The 13714-nt window shown below is 71.8% G+C and carries 11 protein-coding genes; 8 read left to right on the top strand and 3 right to left on the bottom strand.

Translation table 11 applies throughout. From position 1 onward, the window contains the following. Positions 1–37 precede the first annotated feature (37 nt). Positions 38–1327 carry an adenylosuccinate synthase gene (locus ACQBAS_RS11980; protein ID WP_427384037.1) on the top strand — a complete coding sequence of 430 codons (1290 nt, stop codon included), beginning with the start codon at positions 38–40 and terminating at the stop codon, positions 1325–1327. A 13-nt stretch (positions 1328–1340) separates the two neighbouring features. Here the strand turns inward: ACQBAS_RS11980 and ACQBAS_RS11975 are convergent, their stop codons facing one another. Beyond that, positions 1341–3530: a HelD family protein gene (locus ACQBAS_RS11975; protein WP_427384036.1), complete on the bottom strand. Its 2190-nt coding sequence runs from the start codon at positions 3528–3530 to the stop codon at positions 1341–1343. A 51-nt stretch (positions 3531–3581) separates the two neighbouring features. Further along, the gene (locus ACQBAS_RS11970) at positions 3582–4571 is read right to left on the bottom strand and encodes a LuxR C-terminal-related transcriptional regulator (RefSeq protein ID WP_427384035.1); all 990 of its coding nucleotides are present in this window, start codon (positions 4569–4571) and stop codon (positions 3582–3584) included. A 270-nt stretch (positions 4572–4841) separates the two neighbouring features. On the opposite strand from ACQBAS_RS11970, the gene purD reads away from it, so the two are divergent. The 4 genes from purD (at position 4842) to ACQBAS_RS11950 (ending at position 8500) form a co-directional block, all read left to right on the top strand. Further along, complete coding sequence (purD, locus tag ACQBAS_RS11965; protein WP_427384034.1) at positions 4842–6122, top strand: phosphoribosylamine--glycine ligase; 1281 nt, start codon at positions 4842–4844, stop codon at positions 6120–6122. Positions 6123–6179: 57 nt separating this feature from the next. Beyond that, positions 6180–6692 (top strand): SigE family RNA polymerase sigma factor, encoded by a 513-nt coding sequence (locus tag ACQBAS_RS11960; RefSeq protein WP_427384033.1) that lies wholly within the window; start codon positions 6180–6182, stop codon positions 6690–6692. A gap of 10 nt (positions 6693–6702) precedes the next feature. Next, positions 6703–7455: a hypothetical protein gene (locus ACQBAS_RS11955; RefSeq protein ID WP_427384032.1), complete on the top strand. Its 753-nt coding sequence runs from the start codon at positions 6703–6705 to the stop codon at positions 7453–7455. A 133-nt stretch (positions 7456–7588) separates the two neighbouring features. Continuing rightward, complete coding sequence (locus tag ACQBAS_RS11950; protein WP_427384031.1) at positions 7589–8500, top strand: phosphoribosylaminoimidazolesuccinocarboxamide synthase; 912 nt, start codon at positions 7589–7591, stop codon at positions 8498–8500. A 33-nt stretch (positions 8501–8533) separates the two neighbouring features. Here the strand turns inward: ACQBAS_RS11950 and ACQBAS_RS11945 are convergent, their stop codons facing one another. After that, complete coding sequence (locus ACQBAS_RS11945) at positions 8534–10261, bottom strand: alpha/beta hydrolase (RefSeq protein WP_427384030.1); 1728 nt, start codon at positions 10259–10261, stop codon at positions 8534–8536. 213 nt (positions 10262–10474) lie between these two features. Here ACQBAS_RS11945 and purS point away from each other — a divergent pair, with 213 nt between their 5' ends. Genes purS through purL form a run of 3 tightly spaced genes read left to right on the top strand, consistent with a single transcriptional unit; the run spans position 10475 to position 13703 of the window. Then, positions 10475–10735, top strand: a complete 261-nt coding sequence (gene purS, locus ACQBAS_RS11940) for a phosphoribosylformylglycinamidine synthase subunit PurS (RefSeq protein WP_427384029.1) — start codon at positions 10475–10477, stop codon at positions 10733–10735. Further along, entirely contained in the window at positions 10735–11406 is a 672-nt protein-coding gene (gene purQ / locus ACQBAS_RS11935; protein WP_427384028.1) for a phosphoribosylformylglycinamidine synthase subunit PurQ, read from the top strand. Before purS ends, purQ begins: the two co-directional genes overlap by 1 nt. Then, positions 11403–13703 carry a phosphoribosylformylglycinamidine synthase subunit PurL gene (gene purL / locus ACQBAS_RS11930; protein WP_427384027.1) on the top strand — a complete coding sequence of 767 codons (2301 nt, stop codon included), beginning with the start codon at positions 11403–11405 and terminating at the stop codon, positions 13701–13703. Before purQ ends, purL begins: the two co-directional genes overlap by 4 nt. Positions 13704–13714 lie beyond the last annotated feature (11 nt).

Here is a 13714-nt window from a genome sequence, read left to right as displayed (position 1 = left end):
ACGGGGCCTTCGCCATGCCGAGGACAGGAGGCCCGCCATGCCGGCGATCGTGCTGGTCGGAGCCCAGTGGGGCGACGAGGGCAAGGGCAAGGCGACGGACCTGATGGGGTCCGACGTCGACTACGTCGTGAAGTTCAACGGTGGCAACAACGCCGGGCACACCATCGTCATCGACGGTGAGAAGTACGCCCTGCACCTGCTGCCCTCCGGGATCCTCACGCCGGGGTGCACCCCCGTCATCGGCAACGGTGTCGTCGTCGACCTCGAGGTGCTCTTCCGCGAACTCGACGACCTCAATGCCCGCGGCGTGGACACCTCGCGGCTCGTCGTCAGCGCCAACGCGCACGTGATCGCGCCGTACAACACGACCCTCGACAAGGTCACGGAGCGCTTCCTCGGCGCCCGCAAGATCGGGACGACCGGCCGCGGCATCGGCCCGACCTACGCCGACAAGATGAACCGCACGGGGATCCGCATCCAGGACCTCTTCGACGAGGGCATCCTGCGGCAGAAGGTCGAGGCCGCGCTCGCCTTCAAGAACCAGGTTCTCGCGAAGATCTACAACCGGCGCGCCATCGAGGTCGACGAGGTCGTCACCGAGCTGCTCTCCTACGTGGAGCGGCTCCGGCCGATGGTGGCCGACACGACCCTCGTCCTTGAGCAGGCCCTCGACGCGGGCAAGAACGTGCTGCTGGAGGCCGGGCAGGCCACGCTCCTCGACGTCGACCACGGCACCTACCCCTTCGTCACCTCGTCGTCCGCGACGGCCGGCGGCGCGTGCACCGGCTCGGGCATCCCGCCGACTCGCGTCACCCGGGTCATCGCGATCCTCAAGGCGTACTCGACCCGTGTTGGCGAGGGGCCCTTCCCGACCGAGCTCTTCGACGACAGCGGGGAGTTCCTGCGCAAGACCGGAGCCGAATACGGCACCACCACCGGGCGCCCGCGGCGCTGCGGGTGGGTCGACACCGTCGTTGGTCGCTACGCGAACCGGATCAACGGCGTCACCGACTTCGTCGTCACCAAGCTCGACGTGCTCACGGGTCTGGACACGGTCCCGATCTGCGTGGCCTATGACGTCGACGGGGTCCGCCACGACGAGATGCCGGTGTCGCAGAGCGACTTCCACCACGCGAAGCCGATCTACGAAGAGATGCCCGGGTGGTGGGAGGACATCTCCCAGTGCCGCACCTTCGAGGACCTGCCGGAGAACGCGCAGGCCTACGTGCTGCGGCTCGAGGAGCTCATCGGCGCCCGGATCTCCGCGATCGGGGTCGGCCCCGGTCGCGAGGCCATCATCGAGCGGTTCCCGCTGCTCGACGCCTGAGCGTCGTCACCGCTCAGGCCGGCCGCAGGACCGTCATCCGGTGAGCGGCGCGCGTCAGCGCGACATAGAGGACGCGCACCCCACCGGGTGACTCCTCGATGATCGCGTCGGGGTCGACGACGAGCGAGGCGTCCCACTCCAGCCCCTTCGTCGACATCGGATCGATGAGGCTCACCCGATCGTCCATGCCGTCGATGCCCGCGAGCGCGGCCGCGTGCCGCTCGGGGACGATGACCGCGACCGAGCCGTCGACCTCGTCGAGCAGTTCCGCCACGGCGGACTCGGCCGCAGACCGGAGGTCTCCGTCGACGATGAGGTCCTGCGGGGTCACGCCGGTCTCGCGGACGGCCTGCGGGATGTCGGCGTCCGGGACGAGCGGCAGGATGACGTCACGCGCGTAGTCGAAGATCTCGCGGGCGTTGCGGTAGTTCGTGTCCATGTGGAAGGAGCGTCGCTCCTGTCGGCCGTAGGCCTCCTCGCGGGCGCGGCGGGCCTCGTCCGCGTCGCCCCACGAGGCCTGGGCCGCGTCACCGACGACGGTCCAGGAGGCACGGCGACCGCGACGCGCGATCATCCGCCACTGCATGGGGGAGAGGTCCTGCGCCTCGTCGACGAGCACGTGTGCGTACTCCTCGGGGCGTCCGATCCGCCCGCGCAGCATCCGGTCGAGGGCTTGCGTGGGGGTGACCTCGGAGCGGGGCTCCACCGGCGCGCGGTAGCCCGCGGCCCGCAGCTCGTCGTCGCCGTCCAGCTCCTCGATCTCGTAGAAGCCGCGCTCCTCGTCCTCGGGCTCCTCGGTCGTCCCGAGACGTCCCGACAGGTCGTCCAGCAGGGCCACGTCGGCCACGCTCCACGTCCCGGCCTCGAGGGCGTCACGCATCGACGTGGCGAGCGCCGCCGACTCGTCGGCGGACAGGACGCCGGAGCCGACGCGACGGGCGAGGTCGGTGTCGGCGAGCCACAGCAGGACCTGGCGGGGGTCGAGTTGCGGCCACCACGCCTCCATGAAGTCGTCGACGGCGAGCGACTCGTCGACGTGCTCGAGGAAGTCGGACTTCTCCCCGTCCCGGTGCTGGGCCCAGGCCGCGTCCGCGAGCATGTTGCGGGCCGCCTTCGCCCCCTGGTTGCGGTGGGTGCCGGACAGCACGCTGCGTCGAATCGAGGCCAGCCGCGCCTCGTCGATGCGGATGGCGGTGCCGGCAACGAAGGCGCGGAACTCGGTGGGGGCCTCCGGGACGGCCTCGACGGCCAGGCGCTCGAGGACGCGCTGCATCCGCAGCGACCCCTTGATCGCGGCCACCTCGGGCTGATCCAGGCGGGAGGTCGTGACCGAGTCGACGACGTCACCGAGGGAGCGCAGCGTCACCGACTCCTCGCCCAGGGACGGCAGGACGCGCTCGATGTACGCGGTGTAGGCCGACGACGGGCCGATGACGAGGATGCCTCCGGACTCGTAGCGGCGCCGGTTGGAGTAGAGGAGGTAGGCGGCGCGGTGCAGCGCGACGACCGTCTTCCCCGTGCCGGGGCCACCGGTGATCTCGGTGACGCCGAGGTGGTCGGCGCGGATCGCCTCGTCCTGGTGCTGCTGGATCGTCGCGACGATGTCGCGCATCTGGGTGCCGCGGCTGCGGGTCAGCGCCGCGAGCAGGGCGCCGTCCCCGACGACGACGATGTCGTCCGGCGCCTCGGGGACCATGAGGTCGTCCTCGACACCGACGACGGTCGTGGCCCGGCAGCGCAGGACCCGGCGCCGGATGACGCCCAGGTTCTCGACGGGCGTCGCACGGTAGAAGGGGCTCGCAGCCGGCGCGCGCCAGTCGATGACGAGCGGCTCGTACTCGTCGTCGCGCACGCCGAGTCGGCCGATGTAGCGGGCCTCCCGGTCCTCGGGGGCCATCTCGCTGCCATGGTCGATGTCGAGCCGTCCGAACACGAGGCCCTCGTACTGCGAGTCGAGGGTGGCGAGGCGACGGGCCGCGTTGAAGACGAGGGCGTCACGCTCGAAGAGGCCCGACATCTCCTCGTCGCGCACGTCGCCGGTGCGGTCGGTCCGGCCGCGGGACATGCCGTCGATGGCGACGAGGCCGGCCCGGTCGCTGGCCTTGAGGAGTTCGGCGTGCACGCGGTCCAGATGCGCCTGCTCGACCGCGATCTCGGCGGCAATGGATGCGGGGACGTCTTCGGTGGTGGTTCGAGCGGTCACGGGCTCTCTCACTCGTCGGATCAGCGCGAAGGCACGATTCTAGCGACGGGTTCAGACGAGACCGCGACGGGCGGCCTCGACCCCCGTCTGGAAGCGGGACTGGCACCCCAGTGTCGTCATGATGTGCTGGATCCGCCGCTCCACGGTCCGCTGGCTGACGTCGAGTTGGCGGGTGATCGTCGTGTCCGAGGCGCCGCGCGCGAGCAGCGAGAGGATCAGCTGATCGCGGGTCCCGAACTCGCCGCGGGCCGTGGTGTCACGGGCCGACGGGAGGACGGCGGACTCGTTGAAGCGCCGCTCGAGGAAGCGCGCCAGCGCGCGCACGATGAGGGGGGACCGCACGAGCAGCGCACCCTCCCCCTCGCCGGAGGTGCTGATGAACTCGATGACGGCGGCGGTCTCGTCCGCGACGACCATGGTGAAGGGGATCCCCGCGGCCAACCGCACCTGTTCGCCCGATGCGGCCCGGGTACGCAACGCGTTGAGGGCGCCGGCGGCGTCGAGCACCTCGGCGTCGTAGACGGCGCGGTGGGTCACCCGGCGTCCGTCGGGGCCGTGCAGCGCGGCCGGGTGTGCGTCGGGGTGGGCGAGGAGATCCTCGGTGCGCGGGGAGAGCGCGCGGAAGGCGTGGACGGTCTCGGTGGCTTCGGCGGCGACGGCGGCGAGGGTCACCGTCACCTCGCTGCGCGACTCGAGCACGCGGATCTGGGAGGGCGCCTCGGGGTCGGTCGCCCCGGCGAGGCCCGTGCGTGCCCGGCGGAAGAGCTCGGTCAGCGGGCGGGCGTTGAGGCGAGCGCGCTGCGCGTTGCGCTCGATCTCGGCGGCGAAGGCGGTCAGCGCGATGTCGGGGGAGTGGACCTCGATCACCCCCTCGGCGTCGAGGGCGATGAGACCGCGCCCGACGAGGACCGCCAGGGCCGCGGGCAGGTGCTCGGCGTCGAAGCCGCCGCTGCGGGTGAGGGACTCGATCGTCGAGCCCGGCGCGTTGATCGTCGCGAGGTAGACGCTCGAGATGTAGCCCTCGGAGAGATCCTCGGTCACGGTCGTGAAATGTGCGGGACTGTCCACGGTGACAGGCTCTCATGGCGACGGGTTTCCGACAATGACGGAGACCTGACAGGCGTGGGCTTGCAATGCTCTCGGGGATTGGTGAAACTTTCACTCGGTTGCTGAGGCGACCACTCACGCAGAGCGCCGGTACCCCCCCACTGTGCGCCGCGTGAGGAGGGCGCAGTGTTCCCGGCGGATGCCCCCCCTGCCTGCCGGGAGCGCTGCGCCCCCACCTTTTTCCGGCCCCGTAGGCTGTCCGGCGTGAAGGTCCTCGTCATCGGTACCGGTGCCCGTGAGCACGCCCTCGTCCGCGGCCTCGCCGCCGACCCCTCCGTGGAAGCCGTCGTCGCGGCACCCGGCAACCCCGGGATGGATGCCGTGGCGCTGTGTGTGCCACTGGCCGACCCCACCGATGGGGCCGCGGTGGCCGACCTCGCGACCTCCCTCCACGTCGACCTCGTCGTCGTCGGTCCCGAGGCGCCCCTCGTGGCGGGGGTCGCGGACGCCGTCCGCGACGCGGGGATCGCGTGCTTCGGGCCGTCCCGCGAGGCCGCCCGCCTCGAGGGCAGCAAGGCCTTCGCGAAGGAGGTCATGGCCGCCGCCGACGTCCCGACCGGCCTCGCCCACGTGTGCACGACCCTCGATCAGGTCGAGGATGCGATGGACGGGCTCGGGGCCCCCTTCGTCATCAAGGACGACGGCCTCGCCGCCGGCAAGGGCGTGGTCGTCACGGACGACGCCGAGGCGGCCCTGGCCCATGCCAGGGAGTGCCTGGCGAAGGAGGACGGCCGGGTCGTCGTCGAGGAGTACCTCGACGGTCCCGAGGTCTCGCTCTTCTGCATCTGCGACGGGCGCACGGTCGTTCCGCTCGCGCCGGCCCAGGACTTCAAGCGCGTCTTCGACGGTGACGAGGGTCCGAACACCGGCGGCATGGGCGCGTACTCGCCGCTGGACTGGGCTCCCGAGGACCTCACCGAGGTCGTCGTCGGGCGGATCGCGCAGCCGGTCGTCGACGAGATGGCGGCGCGGGGGACCCCCTTCGTCGGGGTGCTCTACGTCGGGCTCGCCCTGACCTCGCGCGGACCGCGCGTCATCGAGTTCAACGCGCGCTTCGGCGACCCGGAGACCCAGGTCGTGCTCGCCCGCCTCGAGTCCCCGTTGGCCGGACTGCTGCACGCGGCCGCCACGGGCACGCTCGCCGACGTGGCCGATCTGCGCTGGAGCCGCGACCACGCGCTGACGGTCGTCGTCGCCGCGGAGGGCTACCCCGCGAACCCGCGCAAGGGCGACCCGATCGTCGGCGCGGACACGATCGAGCCCGACTCGGGGGCGTGGGTCCTGCACGCGGGCACGGCCCTCGACGACGACGGCCTGCTCGTCTCCGCCGGCGGGCGCGTCCTGTCCGTCGTCGCGCGAGGGTCCTCGCTCAAGGAGGCCCGGCAGCGGGCCTACGCCGCGGTCGACGCGATCGAGCTCGAGGGCTCGCACCACCGCACCGACATTGCCCTCGCGGCACAGCGGGGCGAAGTACACCTCCGCTGAGGGACTGAACCTTCCGGCGCCCCCACCGCGTCTCCACCCCCGAAGGGGAGGTGAACCGTGGACCATGACCACGAAGAGACGTTCCGTGCGTTTGCGGAGATGGCCCTGCCGCGCCTGCGGCGAACGGCCATCGCGCAGGTGCGTGACGGCCACCGGGCCGACGATCTGGTGCAGGCGACGCTCGAGAAGATGTATGTCGCGTGGCCCCGGATCAACCGGGACGCCGAGGACCCGCACGCCTATGCGCGCCGCGTCCTCGTCAACACGCTGATCTCGGAGCAGCGCCGCCACTGGTGGCGCCGCGAGATCGCCACCGAGGACGTGGCTCGCACGGAGCCCGTCCCGGATCGGACGGCCCAGGTCGATCTCCGCAGGGATCTCGACGACGCACTGGCCCAACTGGCCCCGAGGCAGCGCATGACCGTGATCCTGCGCTTCGTCGAGGACCTCTCCGTCGCGGACACCGCGGCCCTCATGCAGTGCAGCGAGGGCACGGTCAAGAGCGCGACCAACACGGCAATGACGATCTTGCGCGAGGTGCTCTCCGAGCCCGTCGCGAACGGACAGTGAGGTGGGGACGATGACTCAGGACACGATCTACAAGGCCGCGGCGGATGCCCGCGTGCAGGAGGCCGGACCCGTGGGGTTCAGCATCGACGACGTCGTGAAGGGCGGTCGGGCACGGGTGCGTCGGCGCCGGGCCGGTGTGGTCGGCGCGGCCGGAGCCGTGGCCGCGCTGGCCGTGGCCGCCGTCAGCGCGGGCGGATTCGGCACGGCCGGCGCGCCGGCCGGCGAGACCGACGCCGCCGGACAGGGCGCCGGAGCCACGACGGCGACCTTCGCCGGCTGCACCCTCGAGCCGAGCACGTGCGACGGATCGCTCGTCACGACCTGGATGGAGCAGTACCTGGGGACGGGCGACCCGAGTGATGCCTTCGTCGAGGCCGACAGCGGGCTGGAGTACGTCGTGCCGGACGGGGCGTGGGCCTTCGAGTCGCACCCCGCGGATGCCGGCAGTGTCGACGTCCTCGTGGCGCCCGCGCTCGGTGCGAGCAACGCCTTCGACCCCGTGGCCGCGGAGCCGGACTGGGACTGGCAGACCCGCGCCGTCGAGATCCTGCCCGGGGTCAGCGCCACCGTGGACTCCGCCTCGACGGAGGACGGCTCCCGGTACGAGATGTGGAGCGTGCGCGAAGGGGAGGGTCACGGCGCCCTCGCCGTCGCCTACGAGGGACCCGTCGTCGACGGGTGGTCGGCCGCGAGCGTCACCCAGCTCCTGCGTGACCTGCTCCAGAAAGCCCCGGAGGACGGCAGCACGACGGCCGCGGACTGACGGCACACCGTCAGCGGCACACCTCGTGGCCAGTGGCACACCGTCAACGGTGTGCCACTGGCCACGGCGCGTTCCACTGGGCGAAGGGGGTAGCCGTGCGGCATCCGCGACGGCGGCTGGGAGGATGGGCGCCATGACGGAGACCACCTCGCCGGCCGCCCCCGAGCTGCCCGGATTCGTGCACCTGTACTCGGGCAAGGTCCGCGACCTCTACGCCCCGCTCGCCGACGACGGCACCCAGCGCGAGGACGAGCTGCTGCTCGTCGCCTCCGACCGGATCTCCGCCTTCGACCACGTCCTCGAGCCCCCCATCCGGGACAAGGGCGCGATCCTCACCCAGCTGTCGCTGTGGTGGTTCGCCCAGCTCGAGGACCTCCTGCCCAACCACGTCGTCTCGACGGACGTGCCGGAGGCCGTCGCGGGCCGGGCCGTGCTCGTCCGGCGCCTCGAGATGCTCCCCGTCGAGTGCGTGGCCCGCGCGTACCTCACCGGTGGCGGGCTCAAGGAGTACGAGGCCGACGGCACCGTCAGCGGGGTGATCCTGCCCGACGGCCTCGTCGACGGGTCGCGACTGCCCGAGCCGGTCTTCACGCCGTCGACGAAGGCGCCCGCGGGCGAGCACGACCAGCCCATGCCCTATGCCGACGTCGAGGCCGCGATCGGCGCTGACCTGGCCGCTCGGGTGCGCGACCTGACCGTCGCGATCCTCGCCCGCGGCAACGAGATCGCCCAGCAGCGCGGGATCCTCCTGGCCGACACGAAGGTCGAGTTCGGCCTCACCCCGACGGGCGAACTTGTGCTCGCCGACGAGGTCCTCACCCCCGACTCCTCGCGCTTCTGGCCGGCGGACCGGTGGGAGCCGGGGCACAGCCAGCCGAGCTTCGACAAGCAGTTCGTGCGCGACTGGCTCTCGAGCGGCGAGTCCGGGTGGGACCCGCGCTCGGACGCCCCGCCGCCCGCCCTGCCGCCGCACGTCGTCGAGCAGACCCGCGCCACCTACGTCGAGGCCTACGAACGACTGACGGGCCACGCCTTCCGGGGGTGAGTCCGGAGGCGCGGCCCGTCAGCGGCGGGTTGGTCAGCGCACGGTGGGGCGGGGGAAGCGTTGCCGCGGGTCGCTCATCGTGGGCAGTTCCACCGAGCGGGCGATGTCCGGGACCGACGTCGGCGTCGCGGACCGGGCCGCGCTGGCGCCATTCCGCATCTGCTCCGCGGTGGGGAACATCGGCCGCTCGGCCGGGCACTGGACGTCGCTGGTCGGCACCCGTCCCGTGAGCAGGGCGGAGTCGACCCGCTTCGTCACGCACGCCGAGACGCCATAGGCGGTGTGGCCCCACGAGTCGCTCGACACGAGGCGCGAGCGGCCGAGGACGTGGTGCGCCTGCACGGCTCCGCCGTAGGCCGTGGCCGGGTCCCAGTAGTTGCCGACGACGAGGACGTGCTTGGTCGTCGACGTGCCCCACGGCCCGTGCCACGCGTCCTCGTCCTCGCCCGTGAAGGAGTCGCCGGCGCACCCGGCGCTGCTCCACAGCCAGGCGCGCCCGAAGTGCGGCGCGACGGTGTCCTGGGTCTCGGCGAAGGTCGGATAGTCGGCCAGCGCCGTCGTCTCCCGGGTGTCGGTGCACATGACGGACAGGTAGGAGTCGAGGCTGTTGTCATAGGTGAAGCCCCGGCGCAGCGCCGCGTCGGCGTCGCGGATGACGCGCTCGAGGCGCCGGGCCGCCTGCTTGTCCGCGACCGCAGCCAGGCTGCCGCCGCCCTGGCGCTGGAGCTGCGAGAGCATCTCGAGGACGAAGGTCGAGAACTGCGGTGCGTCGGGCATGTAGAGCGCCATGAGGAGGATCTGCACGGCGTCGGCGTACGTCACGACCAGCGGTTCCCCACCGTCCGGGTCGGCGATCTCGATCGGCGTCGTCCGGAGGCGGCGCATCAGGGTGTCGAACCGCGCCTGCGGATTGCCCGCCGCGAAGTCGCACCGCGACGTGCCCACGCGGTCGCACTCGGCGAGGATGCGGCGGATGGCCTTCCACCCCGCCTTCCCCGACTTGAGGCGCGCCTCGAGCGGCTGGCTCTTCAGGGAGCCGAGGCCCGACCACCCCGTCGGGCTGATCGTGCCGTCGACGACGAGGCTGCGGAAGGTGTCCGGGAACATCGTCGCGTAGGTCGTGCCGAGGTGGCTGCCGTAGGAGAAGCCGAGGTAGTTGAGGCGGCGCTCCCCGAGGGCGCGGCGCACCATCTCCATATCGCGGGCGACCTCGGCGCTCGACATCGACGTCGCCAGATCGTTGGTGGAACAGCCGGCGGCCACCGTCCGGATCGAGCGCATGTAATCGCGCTCCTCGGTGGCGCTCACGGGGACCCCGGAGCCCAGACCGCGCAGCACGTCATCCTGCTGCTCGACGGGGAGGCACTGGACCTGCTCGCTGAAGCCGACGCCGCGCGGGTCGATGCCGACGATGTCGAAGCGCTCGCGGACCGCCGGGCTCAGCCAGCGGTCGGCGGCGTAGGCCAACTCGGTCGACGAGCCTCCCGGGCCGCCGGGGTTGACGAAGAGGGTCCCGATCTTGTCGCCCGTGGCGGGGAGGCGCAGCGCCGCCACGGTCGTCGTCCGACCGTCAGGTTCGTCGTAGTCGAGCGGGACCCCGACCGTCGCGCACTGGGCGGTCCGGTAACAGTTGAACCACGCGAGGTCCGGGACGGGGACGCGGTCGAGCTTGGCGCTCTCGCTCGTCGTCGGCGCGGCCGTCCCGGCCGCGGCGGTGGAGGCGGTGGCGGCCGCTGAGCCCAGGCCCCCTGTGAGTGTCACGACCGACAGGGTCGCGGCGAGCAGACGTGTCCTACGGATCATGGATGGAACCCCCCAGTTCGGTGGCGCCGGTATGCGCCATACACGGAAAAGTGAGACATATCGGACATGGATGCGCAAGACCCAGATCGTCTTCCGGACCGCGCGGCGACCATCGGGGCGGCGGCTCTAGACTTGGGCGAACGCCCGCCCTCGCCTCAAGGAGCACCCCTCGTGGGACGCATCGCCGTCGACGTCATGCTGAAGCCCGAGATTCTCGACCCGCAGGGACAGGCGGTGAACGGCGCGCTGCCGCGGCTGGGCTTCTCGTCCTTCACCGACGTCCGTCAGGGGAAGCGCTTCGTCCTCACGGTGGACGGCGACGTCACCCCCGCGCATCTGGAAGAGGCCCGCAAGGCCGCCGACACCCTGCTGAGCAACCCCGTGATCGAGGACGTCCTGTCCGTCCGGGCGCTGGGCGAGGACGAGGCCTGATGAAGGTCGGCGTCGTCACCTTCCCCGGGTCGCTCGACGACCACGACGCCCAGCGGGCGGTCACCATCGCCGGCGGCGAGGCCATCTCGCTCTGGCACCGGGACGCCGACCTGCGCGGCGTCGACGCCGTCGTCATCCCGGGTGGCTTCTCCTACGGCGACTACCTCCGGGCGGGCGCCATCTCCCGCTTCGCCCCCGTCATGGAGGCGATCGTTCCCGCCGCCCAGGGCGGTCTGCCCGTCCTCGGCATCTGCAACGGCTTCCAGATCCTCTGCGAGTCGCACCTGTTGCCCGGCGCCATGATCCAGAACGACCACCGGAAGTTCGTCTGCAAGGACCAGGTCCTGCGGGTCGAGAACGCGTCGAGCGCCTGGACGAGCGACTACGAGGCCGGCCAGGAGATCACCATCGTCCTGAAGAACCAGGACGGCCAGTTCGTCGCCGACGAGGCCACCCTCGACCGCCTCGAGGCGGAGGGCCGGGTCGCCTTCCGCTACCTCGGCGGCAACCCCAACGGGTCCCGGCGCGACATCGCCGGCATCACCAATGAGCGCGGCAACGTCGTCGGCCTCATGCCGCACCCCGAGCACGCGGTCGAGGAGGGCTACGGCCCCTCCCTCGACGGCCGCGGCTTCTTCACCTCCGTCCTGAAGGCAGTCGTCAACGCATGAGCCAGCAGCCCACCCGCATCGCCGCGATGGACACCGTCGAGCAGGCGGCCGCCACCCCCGACACCGAGCAGCCGTGGGCCGACCTCGGCCTCAAGGACGACGAGTACGCGCGCATCCGCGAGATCCTCGGCCGCCGTCCCACCTCGGCCGAGCTGGCGATGTACTCCGTCATGTGGTCGGAGCACTGCTCCTACAAGTCCTCGAAGGTGCACCTGCGCACCTTCGGTGACCTGCCCCCCGACACCCCGCTCGGCAAGCAGCTCGCGGGCATCGGCGAGAACGCCGGCGTCATCGACATCGGCGACGGCTGGGCCGTCACGTTCAAGGTCGAGTCGCACAACCACCCGTCCTACGTCGAGCCCTACCAGGGCGCCGCGACCGGGGTCGGCGGCATCGTGCGCGACATCATGGCGATGGGCGCCCGCCCCGTCGCGATCATGGACCCGCTGCGCTTCGGCAACCTGCACCACCCTGACACCCAGCGCGTCCTGCCCGGCGTCGTCAAGGGCGTCGGCGGCTACGGCAACAGCCTCGGCCTGCCCAACATCGGCGGCGAGGTCGTCTTCGACGACTGCTACCAGGGCAACCCGCTCGTCAACGCGCTGTGCGTCGGCGCCCTGCGCCACGAGGACCTGCACCTCGCTCAGGCGTCCGGCGTCGGCAACAAGGTGATCCTCTTCGGCGCCAAGACGGGCGGCGACGGCATCGGCGGCGTCTCCGTCCTGGCGTCGGAGACCTTCGACGAAGGTGGCCCGGCCAAGCGGCCGGCCGTCCAGGTCGGCGACCCCTTCGCCGAGAAGGTGCTCATCGAGTGCTGCCTCGACCTCTACGCCGCCGACGTCGTCGACGGCATCCAGGACCTCGGCGGCGCCGGGCTCTCCTGCGCGACGAGCGAACTCGCGTCCGCCGGCGACGGCGGCATGCGGGTGTGGCTCGACGACGTCCCGCTGCGCGACTCCACGCTCCGGCCCGAGGAGATCCTCATGTCGGAGTCCCAGGAGCGGATGATGGCGGTCGTCGAGCCGGCCAAGCTCGACGCGTTCCTCGCGATCACCGAGAAGTGGGACGTCGAGGCCACGGTCGTCGGCGAGGTCACCGACACCGGCCGCCTCGTCATCACGTGGGGCGAGGACGTCATCGTCGACGTGCCGCCGCGCTCGGTCGCGCACGACGGCCCGGTCTACAACCGGCCGATCGCCCGGCCCGACTACCTCGACGCACTGCAGGCCGACGCGGCCGAGACGCTCGAGCGGCCGGCCGACGGCGCGGCCCTGCGCCAGACCCTGCTCGACCTGCTCGCCTCGCCGAACCTCTGCGACAAGTCCTGGGTCACGGACCAGTACGACCGCTACGTGCGCGGCAACACCAACCTCGCGACGCCCGACGACGCCGGCATCGTCCGGATCGACGAGACGACCGGCCGCGGCGTCGCCGTCTCCACGGACTGCAACGGGCGCTTCGGCAAGCTCGACCCCTACGTCGGCGCCCAGCTCGCGCTCGTCGAGTCCTACCGCAACGTCGGGACGAAGGGGGCCCTGCCGGTCGCCGTCACCGACTGCCTCAACTTCGGCTCGCCGGAGGACCCGGGTGTCATGTGGCAGTTCCAGCAGGCCATCAAGGGCCTCTTCGACGGCTGTCTCGCGCTCGGCATCCCCGTCACGGGCGGCAACGTCTCCTTCTACAACCAGACGGGTGACGTCGCGATCCACCCGACCCCGGTCGTGGGTGTCCTCGGCGTCATGGAGGACGTGGACGTCCGCATCGGCAGCGGTTTCGCGACGGCCGGTGATGTCGTCGTCCAGCTCGGGGTGACGCGCGAGGAACTCTCCGGTGGAGAGTGGGCGCACGTCGCCCACGGTCACCTCGGCGGGCTGCCCCCGAGGGTCGACCTCGCCGCGGAGAAGGCGCTCGCCGACCTCATGGTCGAGGCTGCCAAGGCCGGGCTCGTCTCGGCGAGCCACGACCTCTCGGACGGCGGACTGGCGATCACCCTCGCCGAGTCGGTGCTGCGGCACGGAGTCGGTGCCCGCATCGACCTGGCCGAGCTCCTGGCTCGGGACGCCGTGGACCCCTTCGTCGCCCTGCACGCGGAGTCGGCGGCCCGCGCCGTCGTCGCGCTGCCCGCGGCCGGTCTGGCGGAGTTCACCGCGCTGGCCGAGCGGCACGGCGTGCCGCTCGTGCGGATCGGTGAGGTCACCGGTGGTGCCGGTCTCGAGATCGTCGGCCAGTACGACGTGCCGCTCGACGAGATGCGCGCCGCCCACACGGGGACCCTGCCGGCCGTCTTCGGGCGCTGAGGGAGCGGCCG

Source organism: Janibacter zhaoxuefangae (assembly GCF_050271985.1).
Lineage (GTDB): Bacteria > Actinomycetota > Actinomycetes > Actinomycetales > Dermatophilaceae.
The sequence above is the reverse complement of the archived record's forward strand: the minus strand, read 5'-3'. Positions and strand labels throughout refer to the sequence as shown.